The organism is Marinomonas sp. HM11-D (assembly GCF_057626615.1).
Genome location: NZ_JBMMKT010000001.1, coordinates 179,907 through 204,305, shown reverse-complemented (window position 1 = coordinate 204,305; position 24,399 = coordinate 179,907). Strand labels below are relative to the sequence as shown.

The following is a 24,399-nucleotide window of genomic DNA, read 5'->3' as shown; positions in this document are numbered from 1 at the left end:
TTAAGCTTCCAAGCAAGTAAGCTGATGACGTTTCCAAAATAACCCCAGCAGCACAGCCGCTGGCGAGGTCCTTGGCCCTAACAGCTTTTCAGGCTCCCAAAACATCCTGAACACATCATGGGCAGTCGTTGGCGTAAGATCTGTGAGTAGATTGAAGTCTAATCCTGTATCTCGCTCAATCTCTCGTCTTAAGTCATGAATATGTCGTGTTCGGCCATAGTTCTCAGGCTTTACCCAATGGGCCGTTAATGATTTGATTTCAGCTAAAGCCTCATTGATCCATTGTGGATTCGCTTTCATTTTCTGATATACCTGCGAAATGAAAGCTTGCCATGGACGCTCCCAATCATGACTTTCCAAAATGGGCTCAACAATTGAAATGACATGATGTGGAAGCTGGTATTCCAAAATACTCAAAGACTCATGTGAATGAAGCTTCTCATGATGAACTGGGCAGTACATCAGACTCGGAAGCTGATGCGAAGCATGCCAATAAGCAACACCTATCCGTTTGCGCTCCTCATGAAAGCAAGATAAGCATAAGCGCCAGCTCTGATCCGAGTTGATACGCGCTTCATAAAGGTGATACCCGCTATCATTTTCCACAAAGTCACAAAGGTCATCATACTCGCCCCCTAAGAGCTGTAGGGGTAAACCTGTGTGTTTTAGACGCAGTTGTAACTCATCAAGTTCAGCGAACCGATATCGCTTAATCACTTGATTAATATCTTCATTCAAAGGCGCTTTTACTTTGAACGAGTGGAATGGAACACCACTCAATTCATAACGTCTTCGACGTCTCTGTAACATCAAGCCTGAGCAATACCAATGTCGTAATAGCGCACTGTAAAGATGCTCATCTGGGTAGATATGAACGAATGGCATTACTTATTGCCACCATCATGCTCTAAAGTCTGAGGGCCTAATACCTCTGCTCGTTTAGCATCGAGTTCAGACTTAATCTTATCAAGCTTCTTTAAATCAGATGCAGAGAAATCATGTACATCGATTGTTCCCTCTATGCCCTCAAGAAGCTCCTGAGCAGCAGCGCCTTTGACATCTACGCCACTAACAAGTCGAGACAACATTTTTAAAGCACCGTTCGTATTTCCTGAATCAAGGTATTGCTGTACAGAGAAAATGTCTTGGTACTTACCATAGTTCCCCTTTTCAATACTTCGTATCACAGACCGCAAAAGGGGATAACGTTGTTTAAAAACGCTCTTTATCAGATTTTGAGTAATCTTTTCTGTGCCTGTTCGCATCGCTTCTATCAAGCAGGCTTCCCATAGCCCAAATAGATAAGCGGGTACGCCTGCACTGTATGATTTTAAAAGCTGTTCAACAGGATCACTTTTTGGAATAGGCTTTTTCAGAGGCTGAAACAAAAAAATCTGTTCCATAGCTTTATCCCAAGCTTTGTCAGATAAAGGCTGTAATTCGAGAGGGACTCCCAAACGGCGCAAATGACGCGAATGCTTGGAAAATAATGACAAACAATCTGGCGTACCAATTTTTAGCGTAGGCACCATTACACGGTTGGATAGCTCATCAAATAATTGTAAAACTTGTTGGCGATTGCTATCACTTAAAACACCTATATTTTGAAACTCATCAATGATTAACACGCCAACATGATGACGGTTTAACGCCTTAAGAAGCACTCGCATCATTGCATCAGTAGTAATGTAACGCCCAGACTTTGTTTGCACAGAGTCGAGATAATTTGTCGGGCCAAAGAAGCTTTTAGACATTGCATTATCTAAGGCCTCTAAAATAGAGGCCATCAAACCTGTTCTGGAAGCACCATGAGGTATATCTACATAGAGATACACAATTTGGGCATCCTGAAAGCCCTCAGTTTCATGTTCAATTAGCTGGTCAAAAAAGTAATGCAGTAGCCCTTTCATCAGCCTACTTTTTCCATTGCCACTGTAACCGGTGACGATCATCGCATCAGCCGTTGTATTAGCACTCCAGCTGTCATCCTCTCTTTGCTTAAGGTCTGAGACCGGTATGTCTGGATCTGCTAAATCATAGCTATAAGATACGACCTCAGGCTTCACTGGGTTACGATACTGATAACCATACTCAACCATTTGATAAAGGCCCAAATAACAGTCTAAATGAGCTCTTGTGAAGATATAGGAGTTACGTAGCTTTCGAATTCCAATTTCACGAGCCCTCACATCTAAACCATCAAACTCAGGGCAAGGAATAATTCGCTCCATAATTTCTTTGAAGCGTTTAGGGCTTACACGCTCAGACATAGCTGCTATCAGTGGATTTTTATCAAACTCGGGGATATCTATATCTCTAAATTTCGCTTGAACCACGCTTCCACCCTCTAAAGATCACCATAAAAACTGTCATTTTGAGTCTCGTCAGCATCTTCAGTAATAATCTCAATTTCGTGATTTGACTCGGCGATGCTGTCTTTTACTACTTCTAAATATAAAACCGTATCTGTAAATCGATTTATGAGCTCTTCAGCACGTCGGTTCATTTTTATAGTTGATAATTTAGGAACCGATGAATGCTCTCGCTCACTTTTAGCTTGCTTAAAAATACTATCCATCGCTTCTATAACACCAACCTCGTATTCCAATTGCGTGTGTTTGTATTCAGCTGAAGTTTTTTTCTCTGCTGCCTTCTGCTGCCTTCTGCTGCATAACCTCATAAAAACTTAATCCTCGATAAGCTCTGCACTTGTGATCTAGATGGGCTAGCTGTAACCCATCAGGCGTTTCTATAAGAATCCAATCAACTAAGCTTTCGTTGTAGCGGCAGTAAAAAACTTCCGCTTCAGGACTTCGTGATTTTCGGTGTTGCCTACCAGTTTCAAGCATGTATTGGCAGTTGTACCAAAGCGAAGTGCCTAGCATATGAATACCTTTTCTATGCACAGAGACTTCACCACGCGCTAACAACTTTCGATACAGTTCTTGAGGATCAAAGTGTTTGATGTAACCTGGGCGATACTTTTCTGACCATTCACAGATATATGCGGGAATAGGTTTCACATCGTCTTGAATCATTGATAGATCGAATGATGATGAACGCTCTTTGAAATTGTTGTGATACTGAATGTATATCACTGCAATGACGTACAATTCGTTGATCGTTAAGCAAGCGTTCTTTCTGGCAACTTGGGCGGCAATATCCGCAGCAGACTTGGTTTGATGAGCAACGCTAAGATTGCGAAACCATTCGGAGAAAACATCAAACATCTTCTCAACGTTCGGTTTATCATCTCCTCGACCACCACGAGCAAACTTAATAGAGATATTAAGATCTGCTACCACACCTTCTGACTTTTTGTTACGGAACTCAGCGTTATCAACGAAGTAGCTAGAAGCAACACCAAAAAAGTTCCACTTAACAACATCAGGATTCAATCCTAAGGAACGAATGAATTCATACTTATCAATTGCAGCGTTGTAGATCGCTTGCCTGACGGTTTTGTACGAAGGGTTTTCCGTAGTGATATATACGCCTACGATGTAACCTGAAAAGCGATCAATCACAAAATATAAAGTTGCCTTGCCTATTTTTGTTCGTCGAGTCGGATCAAAAACAGACACAAGCTCCTCATCAAACGGCGTCTCATCAATTTCAAATATCTGGCCGAACGCAATACAGTTTGTGAAAGCATTACCAGCTCTTCCTGCAATATCTTTTTTAAACTCTCTTCTGTTGTGTCTTTTTCTATCCCGAGCAGGAAGAACACCGTCATATTGCTTTAACAACCAATAGCGAAACTGATAGATCGTAGGGCGCTCCGAAAGAGGAAGTAGCTTCACTCGGTACTCTTGAGCTGTTCTAGCCGCTTCAACTTTACTCAGCTTGGTTCTTTCGGCGTAATAGTGCTTTCTTGATAAATCTTTAAACACCGAAATCAAGGTCGGATAAGGAGCTCTGTCGTAAATTCGTTGGGCTTCTTTAAAGTTTTTGATGTCGTATTTATCAAGCACTTTTCCTGCCGCAACGGTTTCATTAGGACGCCCCTGTTTTACATAAAATTCACGCTCGCCCTTCGTTTCAGAATAAATATTTGTCCCTACAGGCAACGCAAGAGCGGGTATCCTTTGCCCATAATGCAAATATGCATTCACGCAATTGTAGATATAACTACGCGACCTGCCTGTATGCTCTGCAATACGTTGTACAAACTTGCTAGGCTTATTCTTTACAAAGAATGCATCAGGGTCTTCAATAAGGTCTCTAATGACATTAAAGCGCTCAAGCGCCATTTTTTGCTCACTTTCCGTAAGCTCGTCCATAGGTCGAAGTGCTTTGGGATCAAAATCGACACGAATCACTTCAAGCTTTTTCTCTTCCAAAGCCAGCAAAACACTTTCATGACTCAACTTAATTGGTAATTTTGGAGCTGTATCTAGCTCTGAAACCCAAACTGCATCACGCTCCATATCAACATGGACAATTAGGTAATCACCTAATAACTTAGCGTTTCCTAAAATTAGTTTCGATCTACGTTTTCCAGTAGAAAGGCCTAAATTAATACGAAGTGTTAGTCTTTCTTTAAACTCATTTTCAGAAAGTGGAGCACTACTGAAATGTTCAATTTCAAAGGCTTTAGTCATTCGGAATTACTCCTAAATCAGAAGCGGGGGTTTCTAATTTGAGGTGCTGACTCCAATCGATCAGTATTCTCTTGTGCCAAAGAGCATGGTAGAAAAATGAAATGCCTAATTTGGAGTCACATCCCGTCGACGAACTAGCAAGGTCGATTAAGTGAGCAACTCGTTCATGACGGTTATCCGAGAGCACTCCGAAAAAGTTCGCAAGCCAGCTTCGGCCTAGGTTCAATAGATACTCAGATAAGTCACGATAGCGATAAAGAATTTCCAAAGAGCAACTGTAAGTTGTACGAATTTCAGAGCCGGTCACAAGCTGATAGCGCATTGACTTAACAGCAGCGTAAGCTTCCTGAATGGCTAATTTTTCTTCAGTTCGAATACGTAGTTCCTGCTTGTCCTCATTCTTCACAGCTATCGCTAGCTGATAAACCTCACCCGTTTCTGCGTTTAGCATATCCACCACAAAGTCGATTGTTTGAACAATTGGGGTTCGCGTTCCTATATAAACCGGATGCTTCACTTTTAGCCGTTTCGCTACTACTAAGCTGTATGCTAGTGGAATAGCGTATTGCTCGTGAATACTGAGTACCAAAGGGTGTCTCGTTAGATGCAAATACATCCAAACTTCATTTTGAGAAAGTAAGTGAACGACTCGATTACCATTTTTAAAGTATGGAAGCTTCTCCTTAACCCCAGAGCTTGGAATATCTTCGGTTCGCCAGAAAGGATCATAGGTACAACCTGGTCTAAGACTTTTACGGTGGTTTTCAAACCAATTTCTTTGTCTTTTATGTGTAACTTTTTTTAATAGTTTCCCCATTACAACACCCTAAAATCGAACCTTTATGTCAGTAAAAATCGAAAATGTATTTATAGAATTAGTCGAATAAACTTTTATCGTCAAGGAGATTTTTTAAACCTAACCCATTGATTGATAAGGTTTTTATTTTAGATAAAATATATAACCCAAATACAAAACACCTTACTTTTGTTGTTTTTTGTCATTGGTATTAAAGTAGTTTTAGACAAAATATATAGAGCAAAAATCCAGGCTAAAAAACGAATGGAAAACACTTTAAATTCAGGTGGATAGAAACTCTTTTAGTAAAATTAAATCTCTATACACTGAAAATGTCGTGCTACTTTCTGCAAAAGAGAGGTCGAAAACGAACGAGAAATGCAGAAAAAATAGTCAAAAATACAGAGGGATTGTGGTGGGGTTATACATTCAAGATATAATATTTTGAATTCGAGTGAACTTCGGCTGAACACCGCTATACCAAAGGGTTTCAGAGCTTAACAGGGAAATTTCAACTCTTACGAGTTGGAGTGCTTACGGAAGAGAGAAATGATCCCAAGTTATCAAGAAATAATGCACCCTTTTCTTCAAATCTTGGGGCAAAACCAAGATCAAGCAGTTCGGCTACGCGAAGTAATCAGCAAAGTTTCGTCACATTTTGGCCTCTCTGACGAGGAGAAAAGCGAACTGTTACCTAGCGGAAAGCAGCGAGTGATCGACAACCGTGTTGGCTGGGCTCGAACTCGTCTACTGAGTTCAGGCCTGACAGGTGGCTCAAGTAAAGATCGTTTCATAAGAAACAGAAAGATATGGAATCATTAGTCTCGACCAAGGAACTAAAATAGGTTAGATAATGTTACGATTGAAGTAGCTATAGCATCTTGATAGTAGATGACTCTTTAAATGTTAAGTTAAACTATCATGCGTTTCTATATGCTTTAGCCATACTTGTACAATACGCTAATATAAAATCATAAATAATGACAGACCCCATAAAAAAAATAGATTATAGATATGAGTACGAGCAGTTTTATACAAATGACGAGCTCGGTAGCCTTATGGCATCACATATAAGTTTAAATTCAAAGGGTGAATTGATAAAAGTCATAGATCTATGCATGGGACAAGGCTCTTTATTAAAAAACATAAAAAAATCTATCCCAAACGCATTATTATTTGGTGCAGACATAGATCCTAAAAATTTTGCCACTGATAATTCAAAAGAAATAAAATCTTTTATATTAGACACCACAAAAGATATAGACAGCTCTATAATTAAAAACGAATATTATGACATTGTTGTTGGAAACCCGCCATTCAAAACAATAAACAAAAACAAACTTACTTCAGATATACTTGGAAGATTCGGAGTAATAAACAAAAGAAAAAAAATAGAAGCTGAAATATTCTTCTTCTTATATGGTCTAACTCTTTTAAAAGAAAATGGAGTAATTGCCTACATCCTTCCAGATGGTACAATGACAAACAATAGCTCAAGATATTTCAGAGAAATAATCTCTTCTTTTGAAATAATAAAAATAATTGAAATAGACCCTAAATCATTTTCAGGAACAGAAGCTAGAACACATCTAATAGTCTTAAGAAAGAGTTGTACAAAAAATAAAAAAGTAAAAATTGAAAATCAAAAAAACGAACAATTAATAATAGATGAAGAGTCATTCTTAAACAGAGGTGACTATTCATTCTACAATTCAAAAAAAATTAAAAACTCAATAAAACTTTCTGAACTAAATGATATCCAAATCATCCGTGGAAAAAAACCAAAGTCTTACTTTAGCAATATCTCAAATTTAATACATACCTCCGATCTAAATAAAGAGGGAACCAAACTAAAAAACAATATTGAGATAAATAGTAAAATTAAGGCTATTAAAGGAGACATCTTAATATCTAGAGTAGGAACAAGATCCATAGGGAGTTTTGGTGTAGTAGAGTCTGGAGAGTTTTTTATAACTGATTGTATAATATTAATTAGATCAGAAAGAAAAGAAGTTCAAGAACGAATAATTAAAACATTAAAATCTGAATATGGAAAGCAGCAACTAAAATCAATTTCTAAAGGTGTTGGCGCTAGACATATAACAATTTCAGATATATATAAATTCTCAATATCTTTAAAGGAGTAAAGTCTTGATTGAAATCCCTGAAGACCATGAAATTAGATTTGAAACATCCGTAGGAATTGCAAAGAAACTAATAAAGCTTCAATATTTTGATGGAATTTCACTCACTGATTTAGATTCTTGGTTGAGAAACTTCAAAACAGATAAAGAAAAATACTTAGCTTCAGGCATACTAATATCACTAATGTATAGAGGTGATAAAGCTACAAAAAGTTTTTCATCAAACATTATTCAAATAAAATTACCCAATATACTAGAAGAACTTGGACTATACACTTTCTCTTCTATATCTGATTGGTTAGAAACATTATTGAAAGGTAAGCATAGCCTTCCTTTCCTTAGATTTACGGCTATTGAAGGTGTAGATGGACTACCTGGAAAAAGTGGATCAGCTATATATAGAAATGTTCAACGTGACTACTTTCATAAAGACTTAGGAATATCATATGACAAAATTCCAGAAGAGTTAAATAAAAATAAGTCAATAAAAGCAATAGTAATACTAGATGACTTCATTGGAACGGGTGAACAGCTAGAAGGTTTTATTAAAAAAAACAAAATTGACTCTTTTGGAATCCCTTTCATATATTTCCCTCTTGCAGGATTCAAAGAATCCATTGAAAGAATTAAAGAAAACTACAAAAACATATATATTTTTCCCGTAGAAACACTTACAGAAGAAGAGTCAATTTTTTCATTATCAAATAGTTCATTTAAAGATATAGAAGACAAAAAATTGATAGAAGAATTTTATTTAAAAATGTGCCATGAAAGACAAATAAGATGCAAAGATAAGTTAGGAAAAGATAATCAAGCCTTCACATATATTTTTAAAGACTCTGTCCCAAATAATAATATTGCAGCTATTTGGTATAACAGTCCTTACTGGAACAAACTATCAGGGAGATAAAAATGAAATTTTCAGAGGCAGTTTCAAAAAATAGAGCAGAAGAGTTTCCTGATGATTTATGGAAGTCATATGTTCTCCCACATGATTATGAAACAGTAAATATTCATAAACTAACTAAAGGTGCTGTTATTGTTGGCGGGCGAGGTTCAGGAAAAACCATGTTCTTAAAGTATCATTGCCATGCAACTACATTCAGTAAGAACAGAAAATATCTACCTGAAAATATTCTGGATTGTATCGGATTATATTGGAAACCAGATACCTCTTTTACTAGAATAATATCCAACGACTGGTTAGGGAAATCATGGAGAGCTGCTTTTAATACTTATGCATCTTTGTGCGTGCTATCTGAATTCAGCAAAATGTTCTGTAATATATATGATTCAAAATTAAACTGTACTGAAACAAGAAATTCGTTCAAAGATTTTCTAATACCTTCTGAAATTTCTTCAGAATTAAAAATTGAAAAATCAAAGCTTTCTGAATGTGGTGATCAAATAAGAGCGTCCTTATTTCAGCTTTCAAACTGGATAAATATGCCTATATCAGACTACCCTCCTTTTGTATTAGATCTAAAAAGCACACTATCACTTCTAATTCCAAAAATAAAATCAGAAATTAGCAAAACAAAAAATACAACCTTCAATATTCTAATTGACGAATTCGAAAACCTATCTATCGATCAACAAAAAATAATCAACACCTTATTAAAGCATAGTGACCATACACTTATATTCAGTATTGCATATAAGAAGAATGCAAAAGTAAGCAACGAGACATTAAGTCAAGAAAAAATTGTAAACCGAAATGATTACAAAACCATTGATCTTGAATACTTATATCTTGACGAGAACAACTCTAATAAATTTGAAGTTTTAGCCTCTGAAATATTAGCCTTAAAACTCATTGCAATTAATAGAGATGAAAAAGATGAGGATATCTTCTCTAACTTTTCAAACCCTGATTATCTTCCAAAAAGAAGAGACTCAAAATACAAAGCAAGAATAACGAAAAGCATTAGTAATTTCTTTGCTGAATCAAAATTAACTGAAATCTGTATAGACATTTTAAACGACAAAACTCTACTGCAAAAACTAGAGAATGGTTTGATCTCTGAGGGATTGAAGAAGCACAGCATTTCAGATCTAAAAATAAGTGACTTCATTAATAAGGACTTTCCAGAAGCAAGCATTGTAAATGGTGCCTTATTAAATAGAAAGTCAATAACTCCTTCAGAACTCCTAAAAGAGTTTAAAAAGTATTGCTCTGGTGATAATGAAACGCAATATAAAAACTGGATATCCAATAACCTTTATGGAGTTATTCTCTATATATACAACTCTCTACCTAATAGATATTGCCCTCTATACACTGGATTTAAATCTTTTATATTAATGTCCAAAGGAAACATAAGACACTTCTTAGAGCTTTGCTTTAATACTTTTGTACGTGCTGAACTATCAGAAAGCTTTATTGATCTTGACAACTCACCAATACCCGTTGAAATACAAGGAAAAGCTACCAGAATAACAAGTTTAGAACAATTAGATAAAATTGAAGAGCTTGGAACTAATGGCATTCACCTTAAAAGATTTGCAACAAGACTTGGGCACATTTTTTCTATTTCACAGAGCCGAAAGTCACAAAGTGAACCTGAAGTAAACCATTTCACCATTAACCTTAAAGATAAAATGATATTAGATGAAGATTCAAATAAATTACTTAATGAAGCACTAGTCTGGTCAATTTTATTTGAATCAAAAAGCACTAAAACAAAATCTGAGAATGATTTTGAATTAGTCGACTATATTTTAAATCCTGTTTTATCTTGCTGCTTTGGCATTAGCCCAAGAAAAAAGAGAAAGATTATTTTAACTATGAACTCAATACAAACCATTTGTTATGGAACAGACGATGATTTTAAAAGTCTTGCATTTTCATTTGCCAAAAAATGGGATGCAGAGGACGAATTCAAAGTAATCACATCTGAATTCAATTCAAATAAAAATGGTCAAATTGAATTACTATGATTAATATTAAAAAGATAAAAGAAACAGAAGACATAAATCATATCAAAATAAGTGAATATGATTTCATTTTTTATGGAACCTCTATCGATCAAAGAACAACCACAATTGTAGATAAGATAGAAAATGAATCAAATAAAGGATTAAAGACTAAATTTATAAAAGATCTATTCTGCTTAGAAATTGATAAAAAATTAATTAAACTAATGGATCTTCCTGTTTTCTTTAAAGACCTAAATAATAAGAAGGTATTAATAGAATCTACAACCTTAGACCTACCAGAAATAATTTATATTTTTTCTGGTATAGCGATGTCTAAATCTAAATGCGAAGTAACAATATCTTACATTGAGCCCTACGAATACAATAAAGATAATAACGCTGAGCAAAATAGCAACCAACAAGAACAAGAGTTCATATTAAGCAAAAGTCATGAACCTTTTTCCTATCTTCCATTATTTGCAATAAATAGCTCGCAAAGTGAAAAGTCTAAATTAGTTACAACACTTGGCTTTGAAAGCAGTAGACTTGGACAACTTCTGTCGCAAGATGACGGTTTCTCCTATGAGCAAATAGAAGCTTATGTAGGTCTTCCAGCATATAAACCTGGCTGGGAGAATAGATCTATTTATAAACATATAAAATATTTAGATTTAAATAATTCTGAGCTAAAGCTTTTTCCTGCTACGAACCCATTTGAGTTATTAGTTCAATTAGAAAAACAAGATAATGAGAAGCCTATTGTATTCGCACCTATGGGCACTAAGCCTGCGGCAATTGCAATATCAATTTTTTTAGTAAACAGGCGTGTGATAATAAACTCACAGTCTCAATTTGGAGCGCTGTACGACTTTCCTGAAAAAAAATCAGGTCGAAGTGAAGGTATAGGAAAAATTTATCTCTATTTTATTGAAACTTAGATTTAGTCTATAAAAAAGCCCTTAGCACATAGATGCTAAGGGCTGAAGTTGGTCAAATCTTAGAGATTATAAGTATCACGCTTCCTAATAACTTTCGATCTAACCGAGTGGATCCATCAAAGCTCAGAAATATCCCTTCCCCTACAGAATTCACTGAATATGGTTCACGTATACCACGTTCAGCTATGACATTTCTCGCTTTGACTTCACCAAAAATGTAATTCAAACCTGCTGCGATCAATAGACTCAACAACGATCTGAATTCCAAACCAGAGACAGAATATTTCCTTTAAAATCAATAATTTAAAGTTTTATATCTAAAACTGTCTCCGATGCAATTTCATTTGTCTCCGATTTAATTTCACGAATACATACTGTTTAGGAGGCACGGCTAAAGTGCTTACCTAATAAGGCATGGTAGAACTGATGGTCACCTAACACGCCAACACATTTACCTTCTTCTTGCAGCACCATCGGCATTTTCGTTTGGTAACGAATTTCCACCGCATCACGCATGGAGATACCCACTGGTGCTAGCACCACGGCATTCTCCGGCATGTTTTCAATGTCCATGCCCTCTTCCCATTTGCTGATGGCAACGTTATGACCGTGTGACGTCGCTGCTTTCAAATCGCCATTTTGAATGTCTAAGGCAAGATGCTCACTCACATGGTATAAACCATCCAGTTGCGCCATTTGCGTTAGCGGTGTCATCAAGGCATTACCACGCAAAACGTTAAGTGGATTAGTGTGCGCTACAAACTTTTCCACGTATTCCGTCGCTGGATTCAATACGATCTGCTCTGGCACGTCTTCTTGGATGATGCGTGCCGACTCCATGATGGCAATCTTAGAGCCAATTTTTAACGCTTCATCCAAATCGTGGCTTACGAAAATGATGGTTTTCTTAAGGCGTTTTTGCAGCTCGATCAATTCATCCTGCAACTGAGCACGAATCAACGGATCCAAGGCAGAGAACGGCTCGTCCATTAATAGAATGTCAGAGTCCATCACGAAGGCGCGGGCAAGACCAACACGCTGACGCATACCACCGGACAGCTCGTCTGGTTTCTTATCGCGCCAGTCGTACAAGCCCACCATTTGTAGCTGCTTGTTAGCACGCTCTTCACGCTCTTTCTTTGGCACCCCTTGCATTTCTAGGCCAAAGGCAACGTTTTCCAATACCGTCATCCAAGGCATCAAGGCAAAGCTTTGGAACACCATGGAAACACGATTGGTACGCATATGACGTAGCGTTTTTTCATCGCATCTTGCCATGTCGACCATACGGTCACCGTCTTTTACCAAACAGCGGCCTCGAGCGATTTTGTTCAGACCATTGATGGCGCGCAGTAAGGTAGATTTACCGGAGCCAGATAGCCCCATGAGTACACAGATTTCACCTTCTTCAATGTTGATCGATGCGTTTTGCACCCCGATCACATCACCGGTACGAGCTAAGATTTCAGAGCGGGTTAAGCCTTTGTCCAGCAGGCGCAGCGATTCCATTTTTTGATTACCAAACACAATGTCTAGGTTTTCAATTTGAACCATTGGCATGACTTAGCCCTCCGCTTTTGAATTAGGTGTTTTACAGATACGGTCTAACATGATGGCTACCAATACGATCGCCACACCCGCTTCGAAGCCTTGTGAGATGTTGACGGTGTTCAAGGCTCGAACCACTGGTTTACCTAGACCGTCAGCACCTACAAGGGCTGCGATCACCACCATAGATAGCGACAGCATGATACATTGGGTAACACCGGCCATGATGCTTGGCATCGCCGCAGGTAGTTCCACCTTGTAAAGCAATTTGGCTTTGGTGCAACCGAACGCTAAACCCGCTTCACGCAGCTCGTTTGGCACCTTGCTAATACCCAAGTAAGTCAGACGAATCGGTGCCGCGATGGCAAAGATAATGGTTGAGATCAAACCTGGTACGTAGCCAAGACCAAACAAGATCAAGGTCGGGATCAGGTAGACGAAAGTTGGGATGGTTTGCATCAAGTCCAAAATCGGACGCAAGATGGTGTACAGCATCGGACGGTGTGCTGCAGCAATACCAATCGGCACCCCTACCAAGACACTGATCATGGTTGCGGTAATCACCAATACCAGCGTTTGTACGGTTTCTTGCCAGTAGCCCAAATTCATTATCAGCATGAAAGCCACGGCGACGAAAATCATCAAACCGATACTGCGGTGGAGCCACCAGACCAGAGCTAACACAAGCGCCACTACGGCAAATGGGTTCATCCATTCAAGGCCATCTACCATGGCAAAAATGAGCGTTTCTAAGGTGACAGAAATAAAATCGAAAAAGAATGAGGCAACATCAATCAACCAGTTTACAAAGGTTTCCATGGTATCGCCGAGTGGGAGTTTGTGCTCTGTTAGCCAATTCATATAGGGGTCTCCAAACAACTTACATCAAGCTATAAGCGCCGCCGTGCGGCGCTTATGTATTTTTCTAACGTGTCACTTGGTTACAGACCCAATGAAGATTTTACCGCGGCTAGGCCATTGTCGCCTGAAGCCGCTTGAACGCCGTCTAACCATGAGTCCAGTACAGCAGGGTTAGCTTTCAACCACTTCTGCGCTGCCACTTCTGGTTTTTCGCCGTCATCAAGAATAGAGCCCATCACTTCGTTCTCCATTTGTAGAGAGAAGTTTAGGTTAGTTAGCAGTTTGCCCACGTTTGGACATTCTTGAAGGTAGCCTTTACGCACGTTGGTATGCACGTTGGCACCGCCGTAGTTTGGACCGAAGAAGTCATCACCGCCTTCTAGGTACGCCATATCGAAGTTAGCGTTCATTGGGTGTGGTTCCCAACCTAGGAACACGATCCACTTGTCACGGCGCGCGTTACGGCTCACTTGAGATAGCATGCCGGCTTCGCTCGATTCTACTAGTTGGAATTCACCAAGACCAAAAGCGTTTTGGTTGATCATGTCTTGAATTAGACGGTTGCCGTCGTTACCCGGTTCAATGCCGTAGATACGACCATTTAGTTCGCGTGAATATTTAGCGATGTCGGCAAAGCTTTTCAAACCGCCATCAAAAGCGGCTTTGCTCACGGCTAGGGTGTATTTAGCACCGGTTAGGTTAGGACCTAGGTCTTCCACCGTACCCGCTTCTAGGTAAGGCGCGATGTCCGCTTCCATAGTTGGCATCCAGTTGCCTAGGAAAACGTCAATATCATTGTTAGCCAGTGATGTGTAAGTCACCGGAACTGAAAGTAATTGTGTTTTGGTGCTGTAGCCTAGACCTTCTAGGACCGTTGACGTAATCGCCGTGGTCGCCGTGATATCTGTCCAACCTACATCAGAGAAACGAACCGTAGAACAATCTGCCGCTGCCGCCATCGAAGAGGCACCAGCAACGCATAAAGCAAGTGTAGCGTGTTTCAATTTCAACATAATCTATCTCCTAATGGATATATGGTTAGAGAGAGTGTGACTCGGCTCTAAATATTCAAATCGATTGCACGCCCAACAAAGCGCCCCATCCTTGGGGGCTCGCCCGTTACGGTTTGGCCAACACTAACGAGATATACTCGTTGATCATGTTCGCTGCATGTTGATTGTCGATGCCTCCGGCTAGGGAACCGCGAAGCCACATACCATCAATCATCGCTGCCACCGTGAAGGCAATCTCTCGTGCGCGCTCTTTGCTAAAACGCTCACGAAACACAACCACTAAGCAACTTTGTAATCGGCGTGAATAAACATTCTGTAAACGAAATAGCGCTGGTTTGTGCATCGCCGAAGCCCAGAATCCCATCCACGTTTTGACCACTTGTGGTCGTGTTTGAGATTGGCTGATCGACGCGCGAACAATCGCCATCGCTTTCTCATAAGTGTCGCCTTCACGAGCTAGGTACAGCTCACTGTGCAACACTTCAAAAAACTCTTTAATTAGGCTGCGCATGGTTTCTTCTAACAGGCCGTCTTTACCACCAAAGTAGTGGTTGATGATGGCCGGAGAAACACCAGCTTTTTTGCTGATTACGCTCACCGTTGCGCCAGGAAAACCTAGTTCATCGATTGCTGAAATGGTTGCTTCAATCAGTTGAGGTTTTCGAATTTCTGGCATTCCAACTTTTGGCATTGGGATTCCCTTTTTGTTAAACAACCATTTAATTAAAACTATAGTAGACACAACGTCTGGGAATGGTCAACCCTTAATAACTCTAAGTAGTTAGCGTAAAACATCGAATCATTGTGGAAGTCTTGCAATACAAGGGATTGCGCAAGAAAAAATATTTTTAAATTTTTCCTTGATCCTGATCACAGGATTTGCAGCACTTGTACATTACCAACACAATTTATCTAAAAGCGTCATTTCGCTCACTATTCAGGTCTCTACCAAATCGTGCGTATGGCAGTATCAATCGCTCAAGGTGATTTTCTGATCACCTGCCACCTAAGGAGTTTATATGAGTCAGGGATCTCATTTCGACGAGATTATTGATCGCAGTAACCATAACAGTGACAAATGGGGCAAATATCCGAGCCATGTCATCCCAATGTGGATTGCTGACATGGATTTTGATGCCCCCCAGTGCGTAAAAGACGCCTTGAGCCAACGGGTCAGCGAAGGAGTCTATGGCTATACCTATGCCCCTAAATCGCTGGTACAAGCCATTCAAGCGCACTGTCAGAGCCGTTACCAATGGCAACCCTCCAGCGCACACTTTGTGCACCTACCCGGTTTAGTCTGCGCACTACATTTGTGCGTGCGAGCATTATCCGAACCCAATGATCGCATCATAGTACCGAGCCCTGTGTACTATCACTTGACCAAGGCGCCGGAGATGTCTGATCGAAAGCTGGACAGAATACCTTTTGTACTCAAAGGAAACCGTTGGACAGTGGATTTGGTAAGTTTGGAAGAATCTTGCAAAAAAGCAGACGCATCCATGCTACTTTTGTGTAATCCCCACAACCCAGGCGCCACCGTTTATACACGGGAAGAACTGCTGGCAATTCATACACTTGCCAAACGCTATGAGTTACAGGTGGTATCGGATGAGATCCACTGTGATTTGATTTTATCAGGCGCTCAGCACATTCCGTTTGCCAGCTTAAATGACGACGCGGCACAGCGTACTGTGACCTTAATGGCACCGTCCAAGACCTTTAACATTGCTGGTTTGGGCTACGCCTTTGCCATCATCGCTAACAGCCAATTGCGTCAACGCTTCAATAATGCGCGTGCAGGCCTGATCCCTGCACCAAATTTGTTAGCTTTGGTCGCCGCTGAAGCGGCCTACAAAGAGGGTCAAGCTTGGCATGAAGAACTGCTGGTGTATTTACGTAACAACTGCGCTTATATTCGTGAACGCATCGCTCATACCCAAATCAAGATGGCAGAACATGAAGCCACTTACTTAGCTTGGCTGGATATCAGTGCATACGCTATTGAAAAGCCCCATGATTTCTTTTTAAACGCGGGGGTGGGAATTTCTGATGGTGAAGGGTTTGGCGCAGCGGGATTTATTCGCCTAAACTTCGGATGTTCACGTTCCCAATTAGAACAAGCCATGAACCGTATTTTGATTGCTTTGGAATCCTAGTTGTAACCCTAAGCCTGATCCGCTGAACACAAGTCGTCAACATACGCCATGCCTACCACCCTAGGAGGTGCCTATGTTGACGAGCATTAAAGCGCTTGCGCTGCAAAATCAAGATCCCACACACGACGTCACGACCGACGTCGACACCTTAAGCGAATTAATTTTCTCGATCGCCCCAACTGCTCGCCTGATCCGTGAAAAAGGTGTCGATGTATTCTACTTATTAGAAGACTGGGTGTTTGCCCTCGTCCCCCATAAACAAAACCTTAGTTTGTACCACGCCAGTGACTTAGACCTATCCAGCTTTTACGAACGGCTCAGCAATGTCCATATGGGAGATCACTGCCTACTGATCGATAGCCTAGATCATGTGAATCTTAATGTTTTAGTGGAACTTCTGGCGCTATTGAAAGTCGATATGGTGAGAAAATACCAGCTAGATCAAGCACTCCATTGAAAAAAGTAGTGTAGACTAGCCCTATCTACCGCTAATACGGATAGGCATGATCGACTATCAATTGCGCATACTTTTATTTTTACTGTTTGTCTCAGTTCTGTTGAGCTGGCAGTACTTTTTGCCGCGCAAACCTCTGCAACAATGGCGTCGCAGATGGCGACACAACTTGGGCTTACTGGTGATCGACTCATTGCTGGTACGCCTCGTCCAACCGCTCTTGCTCACAGGCGTTGCGCTTTTACCCGCAGCGCCCTTCGCTCCACTGTCTACCTTACCCAACCTGCTAGCACTGCTGCTTTCGTTAGTGCTATTGGATCTATTGATTTACTGGCAACACCGACTGTTCCATCGTGTACCTTGGTTATGGCGTTTACATCGCGTACATCACAGCGACCCAGAACTTGATACCACCTCGGCGGTGCGCTTCCATCCCCTGGAAATCTTACTGTCATTGATGATCAAGGCCGCCGCCATCTGGCTATTTGGCATTTCGGCCACCGCAGTGCTGATGTTTGATATTCTGCTTAATAGCCTAGCCATGTTTAACCATACCAATGTGCGCTTGCCAGCCAAAATCGAACATGCGCTACGCACGTTCATCGTCACGCCAGCCATGCACCGCATTCACCACTCGCGAATCAACCACGAAGCCAATCGCAACTTTGGCTTTTGCCTAAGCCTCTGGGATCGCTGCTTCAAAAGCTATTTAGCCGACAGTCAACAAGGCGACCAGCAGCTCAATATTGGCCTACCGAACACCCAAGATTACGCCCCGAAAAGTTTATTAGAACTGCTTAAAATGCCCTTTTCCTTATCAATCAAAGGAAAGGGACGCTCGAAATAGGAGAGAAACATGTCGTACTACACGTTAACTGCAATGGAAGCTCGCGTCATTGGTTGCTTGATCGAGAAATCTATCGTCACCCCAGACCACTACCCAATGAGCATCAATGCATTAACTAACGCCTGCAACCAAAAATCGAGCCGCGATCCGGTGGTAAATTACTCCGAGTTTGAAGTGCAAGACACCATTGATGCGCTGGTGGCACGCAGCATTGTTACGGAAGAGTTTTATCAAGGTAGCCGTGTAGCCAAATACCAACACCGTTTCTGTAACACTGAATTCTCCGATCTACAGTTCAATGCGGGAGAAACAGCCATTGTCTGCATGCTATTGCTACGCGGTCCACAAACACCTGGCGAACTGCGTTCCCGCAGTGGTCGCTTGCATGCCTTTGCCAGTCTACAAGAGGTGGAACAGGCGCTCACCAATCTAAAAGAAAAAACCGGCGGCCCATTTGTCGAGCAACTGCCACGTGAACCCGGCAAGCGTGAAGCCCGCTTCCAAGAGCTGTTTTGCAGTGAAAGCAATATCGATGTCAGTGCCGAAGAGTTAGTGCAAGCATCTGGCGATGAAGATTTATTGACACGCATCGATGCCCTTGAGCAAACTGTGGCAGACTTAAGCGCACGTCTCGCTGCGCTTGAGGCCAACACTGGGCTATAATTGACATGTCACTCACCACCTTCCACCTAGGAGCCTCCCATGAATGAAGTACGCTGGGGAATCATCGGCACAGGAACCATCGCTCAAGCGTTTGCGGCAGATTTTAAATATGCCCAAACAGGCGTTTTGCGAGCGATCGCATCACGCAGTAAAGAATCCGCAGATGCTTTTGCAGAGCGTTTTGATATTGAACTGGCGATGATGGACTATTTCTCGCTGATCAATAGTCACGAAGTGGATGTCATCTACATTGGTGTACCCAACTCATTGCACTTTGAGTTAGTGAAAGCCTGTATTCAGGCCGGCAAGCACGTACTCTGTGAAAAGCCGTTTACCCTTAACGAGCTACAGGCAGAAGAGCTATTCGATCTTGCCAAAGAGCACCAAGTGTTTGTTATGGAAGCCATGTGGACACGCTTTAATCCTGCAGTTGAGCAGGCTTTAGAATGGGTGGAAGAAGGTGAAATTGGCCTATTACAAAGTGTTCAAGCCAGCTTCTGCTTTAATGGTTCACAGGACCCAGAAGGACGCCTACTCAGTAAAGAACTCGGCGGTGGTGCACTATTGGATGTGGGGATTTACCCAATTTTCCTAGCACAGCTATTTCTTGGTAAACCGGACTTTATCCAGAACCAAGCCGTGGTCGGTGATACCGATGTGGATGTGTTTGAGCAGTTGCTACTGGGTTGGGATGACGGCCAATTGGCGACCTTAGAATCGTCTATTATCAGCCACCAACCGAACCGTGCGGTATTGTCCGGAACGGAAGGTTACATCGAATTCGGCACAAACTGGTATCAAAGCAAAGAACTGACCCTAGTGAAAGCCGATGGTGCAGAGCATTCCATCGAATTTGATGTGCCTGGCGTGGGTTACCAATTTGAGATCGAAGAAGTGAACCGTTGCATCCAAGAAGGCCTGCTACAGAGTCCAAACCACTCTTGGCAAGACACACTAGATATCTTGTCGACCATGGACGAAGTGCGCCAAGACATCGGCGTCTTTTACCCTGGAGAGCCTGAACCTTGTGACCACGATTGTGATATTGAGCATCACCATCACGAACATGGTCACCACAAACACTAAACAGTGTTAACACTTACACTAGCCCAGCCAACTATGGGCTAGTGTAATACTGAGCGGCACTGTGACTAACGACATGCCCGTCTGCAAGGTAATAAACGCTGCCATTCGATCCGCATCACCGCCCAACTGTTTCGCCAACGCATACCCTGATGTGGCGGTAGGAACTATACCAAACAGCAGAGCCACATAGGCTGCTAATCCCTGAATCTCCAAGACATAACAAGCGCATAAGATAACGCTTGGAAAAATCACAAGACGCCCTGCAGCCGATAACCAAAAGCTCGCCCCGACCGAACGGATAGTGTTCAAACGTACCCCTGCGCCGACGGCTAATAGCACCAAAGGTAAAGTCGCTTGGGACAGCATTTGGGTCATATCAGAGAACACAGGAATCGGCGTAAGTCCCAAGGCATTTAAGCCCAGTCCTGCGGCGATGGCTAAAATCAGTGGGTTTTTCAAAAGCTCTTTGGTGATCAATTTGGCCAGTGATTGCTGCGTTTGACCGTGCATGGAGACCATGGTGACCACCAAGAAAATGTTCACCGAAGGAATCAATACGGCCGCTCCCAAGGCGGCAAACACCAGCCCCTCAGCCCCATACAGACGATCCGCTAAAGCAAGCGTAATAAAGGTATTAAAACGCACCGCCGCTTGCAGCATGGAGGTTGCGGTCGGATTGGACACCTTCAGAAGGCGCGCCATCCACAGCACGGCGACGGCGGTGATCATCAATGCGCTAACTAAAACAATGCCATAGCGCAGCAACATCGGATTGGAGAAATCGATGACACTGGTTTTAGTAAACAGCAGTGCCGGAAACAAGCACCAATACACCAGCTTATCAACGCCTTGCCAAAAGCCATCAAAGGGAAAGCGCCAACGCTGCAGCAGACTGCCCACTAGGATAAGTAAAAATACCGGTAGTATTGCGATAAATAAGGTCATCTCGATTCATTCCAGAGTCACGGGCTCAACAAACTGTTTGAGCGCCCAAGAAAAAACATCAATTAAACTGATATTAAATCTCAAAATATTGCGCTTTTAATTTACTTTTTCGATATATAAACTGTGATCATCTACTCACATTGAGTCTTAGTATTTTTGGAGTGAAGCATGATCACATTACGTCCAGCCACCGAGCGTGGCCAAGCGAACTTCGGTTGGCTTAACAGTTACCATACCTTTTCCTTTGGTCATTACTACGATCCTAAACATATGGGCTTCTCCGCCCTACGCGTGATCAATGATGATACCGTACATCCCAAAATGGGCTTTGAAACCCATGGTCACAAGGACATGGAAATCATCAGTTTAGTGACACAGGGTACGATTGCCCACAAAGACAGCGCCGGCAACGTGCGCGAACTGCCTGCTGGAGAGTACCAACTTATGTCCGCGGGATCCGGTATTTTTCACAGTGAGTTTAACGCATCCGATTCAAATCGCTTGAAGTTTCTACAGATTTGGATTCAGCCAAACAGCCTAGGTGGCGCGCCTGGCTATCAGCAAAAGAGCTTTGGCGAAGCCGAAGGCTTTACCAGCATCATTACCCCCGATGGTCGTGATGGCACACTACAGATTAAGCAAGATGCGTCTTTGATTCAGCTGATTCTAAATCAAGACAAAAGCGCGACCTGGCCAGCAGATCCTACACGCCGCTACTATGTTCATGTGGTGGAAGGCGCATTGATGCTTGAGGGTGAAATCCCTATGCGCCAAGGAGACGGTGCTAAGATCGAGCAACTGAGCAGTATTCACTTCGCCAAGCAATCCGAGCAAGTGAAAGTGATCCTGTTTGATCTGCCATAAAGATCGCCTTTAGGCATGCTGGACTTGCAGCAAGGCTTCAGCCTCCTGTGTCGCTAGCGGATGAGAATAGAGATACCCTTGCCCCAAATCGCATCCAAACTTGGCTAGGATTGCGGCTTGGGCAGGGGTCTCAATCCCTTCCGCAATCACCTTGAGTTTGAGTTTGTGAGCCATGCTGATAATGGCTTCACACAGATCCTTCTCCATGCGCTCTTCAGCCAGCTGATGGATAAAGGATCGATCTATCTTAATAAAATCGATGTCTAGACGATTCAAATAAGACAGTGCCGAATAGCCGGTACCAAAGTCATCTAACGCCACATTAATGCCTTGATCACGAAACGCCAATAGCTGCTTCGATACCACTTCCGTGTGATGCATGAGCATATTTTCGGTAATTTCTAAACTCACTGAAGTCCCTGGAACCCCTTGCGCATGGAGGAAGTCAAACCAATCCGACATATGCTTTTCTGGGGCGGCCAATTGGTAAGGTGAGATATTAATGCTGATTATCAGGTCTGTACCAAACTGTTGGCGCCAGCTGGCAAGCTGACGAATCGACTCTTTAAACACATAGTCACCAATTTCAGAGATTAGGCCTGACTCTTCTGCAATGGGAATAAATTTCTCCGGTGAAATCAGACCGCGGTCAGGATGTTGCCAACGCAGTAAGACTTCAAACTTATTAATGTGTCCCGTCTTAATATCCACAATCGGTTGATACACCAAAAACAGCTCCTCGTTAGGCAGTGCTTGGCGCAAATCATTGATCAAGCTTTGACGCTCTGTGGCCCGCTGATGTAATTCAAAACTAAAAAAGCACCAACAGCTACGCCCCGCAGACTTGGCCGCGTACATGGCTTCATCAGCGTATTGCAACAGGGCCGAGGGCTCAGTGCTGTCCAATGGTGCCTGGGTAATACCAATACTGGCGGAGATGTAGACCTCGTCTTGATGAAGATAATAAGGCTGCTCGAGAGTCATCAAAAGGCTTTTTGCCAGCGTTGTAAGATTGACCACCCCCGCTTGATAAGGCACTAAAATGGTGAACTCGTCTCCACCGATGCGCGCTAACTCGGCGGTTTTTGGGATGCATTTCTGTAATCGTTTGGCCACCTCTCTTAGCAAATGATCGCCCCACTGATGGCCATAGAGATCGTTCACTTCCTTAAAACGATCCAAGTCCAAATACAATAAGGCAAAGGGCTCTTGGCCTCGCTCCGCCAACAATGACAATGCTTGCAGGCGCTGTTTGAAATAACGACGATTATGCAATTCTGTGAGCGGGTCTTGGTTGGCTTGTTTGACTACCTGATGTCGTGCTTGATGGCTTTCTTTTAGCGCTGCATCGAGACGTTTATTGGTACGCACCACATACAGCACAACCAAGACCAAGATCAACACTATCCCTGAGGCGATCGCCACGACCATGATGATCTCAGTCCAATTTTTGTTAACCGGAGGATGATACAAGGCCGCGCCTAGATCAAAATCAGCGTTGAGCTTACCCGTGTGCCGATAAGCTTGCGCCACATCTTGCCAACGGGACTCATTTAAATAACCCACCTCAACCAAATTGGGCTGAATCAGATCATAGGTTTCCTTCGCCTCAAATTCTAAATAGTCACGCTCATAGGGACTGTTATAGATCGATAAGATCCATCCAATAACGATGTCGGGATGCTTCAAAGCATACTGCCAGCCTTTCAAACTGGCTTCACGAAAGGCCGCCACACGCTCGGCGTGATATTTAATTTCTTCTTCAGAGGTAAACAAATTATCACCGGAAAAATCAATGCCAGCCGAGCGAGGTGAAAACACGCGATAAGGGAAGTTTTGCTGTGCTAGAAAGTAAGGCTCGATTGTACTGTTGGCACTCATCACATCAACGCGCTTATCCAATAGATCTCTTGGATCAAAACTATGACGTAGGAATTCAAGCTCATACAGCTTAACTCCTTGTTGTTCTAAAAAGAGTATTAATTCGTCGGCAGAGCCTTCCAGCATGACACGTTTGCCTGGCCAATCATCGAAACTCAGTAGCGCATCCTGCGTGATAAAAATCATCGGAGAATGCTGGAACACCACCGCTAAAATGACAAAAGGTCGACCACGGCTGCGCTCAACCAGTAATGAGCTATTACCAACGCCATAGTCTGCTTTGCCGGTCGCAACCTCACTGTAAACATCGGTGTTAGGCGAGCCTTCGATTAACTCGACATCCAAGCCAGCATCACGGTAATAGCCAAGTTGCTCGGCCGCATAGTATCCAGCAAAGGCGAAGCTATGTTGCCATTTGAGCTGCAAGCGAATGCTGCCATCCGCTGCGATAGCACATTGGCTCAACAATAAAATAACCGTGCAGGCGAAAGCTCTAATCACAAAGTACCTCTGATGCTCCTAGTTAGGAGAAATGCGCATTGCGTTTAGATATAGGGTGGTAAATCTTGGTTACGCTTTTCATGTTCTTCTTGTTAGATTAGATCCTAAAAGGAAACATCTCTACCTAACAAAAACATAAGCCAATTTTATGCTAGGCAAAGAACACAGATATCAAA

Annotated in this window: 22 protein-coding genes; 11 read left to right on the top strand and 11 right to left on the bottom strand. The window is 42.1% G+C overall.

The annotated features are described in order from the left end of the window. From ACOSVP_RS00935 to ACOSVP_RS00915, 5 genes are all read right to left on the bottom strand, one after another. Entirely contained in the window at positions 1-780 is a 780-nt protein-coding gene (locus ACOSVP_RS00935) for a TniQ family protein (protein WP_487345640.1), read from the bottom strand. Positions 781-884: 104 nt separating this feature from the next. After that, positions 885-2,336 (bottom strand): ATP-binding protein, encoded by a 1,452-nt coding sequence (locus tag ACOSVP_RS00930; RefSeq protein ID WP_487345639.1) that lies wholly within the window; start codon positions 2,334-2,336, stop codon positions 885-887. An 11-nt stretch (positions 2,337-2,347) separates the two neighbouring features. Beyond that, on the bottom strand, positions 2,348-2,578 hold the full coding sequence (locus tag ACOSVP_RS00925; RefSeq protein WP_487345638.1) for a hypothetical protein: 231 nt from the start codon (positions 2,576-2,578) through the stop codon (positions 2,348-2,350). A 46-nt stretch (positions 2,579-2,624) separates the two neighbouring features. After that, entirely contained in the window at positions 2,625-4,604 is a 1,980-nt protein-coding gene (locus tag ACOSVP_RS00920) for an integrase catalytic domain-containing protein (RefSeq protein WP_487345637.1), read from the bottom strand. Further along, positions 4,597-5,421: a TnsA endonuclease N-terminal domain-containing protein gene (locus tag ACOSVP_RS00915; protein ID WP_487345636.1), complete on the bottom strand. Its 825-nt coding sequence runs from the start codon at positions 5,419-5,421 to the stop codon at positions 4,597-4,599. The genes ACOSVP_RS00920 and ACOSVP_RS00915 overlap by 8 nt, the downstream gene beginning before the upstream one ends. Before the next feature lie 528 nt (positions 5,422-5,949). On the opposite strand from ACOSVP_RS00915, the gene ACOSVP_RS00910 reads away from it, so the two are divergent. The 5 genes from ACOSVP_RS00910 to ACOSVP_RS00890 all read left to right on the top strand — a co-directional run bounded on the left by ACOSVP_RS00910 (position 5,950) and on the right by ACOSVP_RS00890 (position 11,401). Continuing rightward, on the top strand, positions 5,950-6,222 hold the full coding sequence (locus ACOSVP_RS00910) for a winged helix-turn-helix domain-containing protein (protein ID WP_487345635.1): 273 nt from the start codon (positions 5,950-5,952) through the stop codon (positions 6,220-6,222). A gap of 158 nt (positions 6,223-6,380) precedes the next feature. Beyond that, positions 6,381-7,547 carry an N-6 DNA methylase gene (locus tag ACOSVP_RS00905; RefSeq protein ID WP_487345634.1) on the top strand — a complete coding sequence of 389 codons (1,167 nt, stop codon included), beginning with the start codon at positions 6,381-6,383 and terminating at the stop codon, positions 7,545-7,547. A gap of 4 nt (positions 7,548-7,551) precedes the next feature. After that, positions 7,552-8,454, top strand: coding sequence for a phosphoribosyltransferase-like protein (locus ACOSVP_RS00900; protein WP_487345633.1), 903 nt, complete (start codon positions 7,552-7,554; stop codon positions 8,452-8,454). Positions 8,455-8,456: 2 nt separating this feature from the next. Beyond that, positions 8,457-10,484, top strand: coding sequence for an ORC-CDC6 family AAA ATPase (locus ACOSVP_RS00895; RefSeq protein WP_487345632.1), 2,028 nt, complete (start codon positions 8,457-8,459; stop codon positions 10,482-10,484). Continuing rightward, positions 10,481-11,401 (top strand): hypothetical protein, encoded by a 921-nt coding sequence (locus ACOSVP_RS00890; protein WP_487345631.1) that lies wholly within the window; start codon positions 10,481-10,483, stop codon positions 11,399-11,401. The genes ACOSVP_RS00895 and ACOSVP_RS00890 overlap by 4 nt, the downstream gene beginning before the upstream one ends. A gap of 378 nt (positions 11,402-11,779) precedes the next feature. Here ACOSVP_RS00890 and choV read toward each other — a convergent pair whose 3' ends face one another. From choV to betI, 4 genes are all read right to left on the bottom strand, one after another. Next, positions 11,780-12,961, bottom strand: a complete 1,182-nt coding sequence (gene choV / locus ACOSVP_RS00885) for a choline ABC transporter ATP-binding protein (RefSeq protein WP_487345630.1) — start codon at positions 12,959-12,961, stop codon at positions 11,780-11,782. A 3-nt stretch (positions 12,962-12,964) separates the two neighbouring features. Beyond that, complete coding sequence (gene choW / locus ACOSVP_RS00880; RefSeq protein WP_487345629.1) at positions 12,965-13,810, bottom strand: choline ABC transporter permease subunit; 846 nt, start codon at positions 13,808-13,810, stop codon at positions 12,965-12,967. An 80-nt stretch (positions 13,811-13,890) separates the two neighbouring features. Beyond that, complete coding sequence (locus ACOSVP_RS00875) at positions 13,891-14,769, bottom strand: choline ABC transporter substrate-binding protein (protein WP_487345912.1); 879 nt, start codon at positions 14,767-14,769, stop codon at positions 13,891-13,893. Between the two features lie 160 nt (positions 14,770-14,929). Then, positions 14,930-15,514, bottom strand: coding sequence for a transcriptional regulator BetI (gene betI / locus ACOSVP_RS00870; protein WP_487345628.1), 585 nt, complete (start codon positions 15,512-15,514; stop codon positions 14,930-14,932). A 328-nt stretch (positions 15,515-15,842) separates the two neighbouring features. Between betI and ACOSVP_RS00865 the strand changes: the two genes are divergently transcribed. The 5 genes from ACOSVP_RS00865 (at position 15,843) to ACOSVP_RS00845 (ending at position 20,032) form a co-directional block, all read left to right on the top strand. Then, positions 15,843-16,982 carry a MalY/PatB family protein gene (locus ACOSVP_RS00865; protein WP_487345627.1) on the top strand — a complete coding sequence of 380 codons (1,140 nt, stop codon included), beginning with the start codon at positions 15,843-15,845 and terminating at the stop codon, positions 16,980-16,982. A gap of 73 nt (positions 16,983-17,055) precedes the next feature. Next, positions 17,056-17,439: a hypothetical protein gene (locus ACOSVP_RS00860; protein ID WP_487345626.1), complete on the top strand. Its 384-nt coding sequence runs from the start codon at positions 17,056-17,058 to the stop codon at positions 17,437-17,439. Between the two features lie 46 nt (positions 17,440-17,485). Next, complete coding sequence (locus tag ACOSVP_RS00855; RefSeq protein WP_487345625.1) at positions 17,486-18,283, top strand: sterol desaturase family protein; 798 nt, start codon at positions 17,486-17,488, stop codon at positions 18,281-18,283. 9 nt (positions 18,284-18,292) lie between these two features. Next, complete coding sequence (locus tag ACOSVP_RS00850) at positions 18,293-18,946, top strand: YceH family protein (RefSeq protein WP_487345624.1); 654 nt, start codon at positions 18,293-18,295, stop codon at positions 18,944-18,946. Between the two features lie 39 nt (positions 18,947-18,985). Continuing rightward, positions 18,986-20,032: a Gfo/Idh/MocA family protein gene (locus ACOSVP_RS00845; RefSeq protein WP_487345623.1), complete on the top strand. Its 1,047-nt coding sequence runs from the start codon at positions 18,986-18,988 to the stop codon at positions 20,030-20,032. An 18-nt stretch (positions 20,033-20,050) separates the two neighbouring features. On the opposite strand, the gene ACOSVP_RS00840 is transcribed toward ACOSVP_RS00845, so the two are convergent. Beyond that, positions 20,051-20,977, bottom strand: a complete 927-nt coding sequence (locus ACOSVP_RS00840) for an AEC family transporter (RefSeq protein WP_487345622.1) — start codon at positions 20,975-20,977, stop codon at positions 20,051-20,053. Positions 20,978-21,145: 168 nt separating this feature from the next. Here ACOSVP_RS00840 and ACOSVP_RS00835 point away from each other — a divergent pair, with 168 nt between their 5' ends. After that, positions 21,146-21,841 (top strand): pirin family protein, encoded by a 696-nt coding sequence (locus ACOSVP_RS00835; protein WP_487345621.1) that lies wholly within the window; start codon positions 21,146-21,148, stop codon positions 21,839-21,841. A gap of 9 nt (positions 21,842-21,850) precedes the next feature. Here the strand turns inward: ACOSVP_RS00835 and ACOSVP_RS00830 are convergent, their stop codons facing one another. Then, on the bottom strand, positions 21,851-24,223 hold the full coding sequence (locus ACOSVP_RS00830) for an EAL domain-containing protein (protein WP_487345620.1): 2,373 nt from the start codon (positions 24,221-24,223) through the stop codon (positions 21,851-21,853). Between the last annotated feature and the right edge of the window lie 176 nt (positions 24,224-24,399).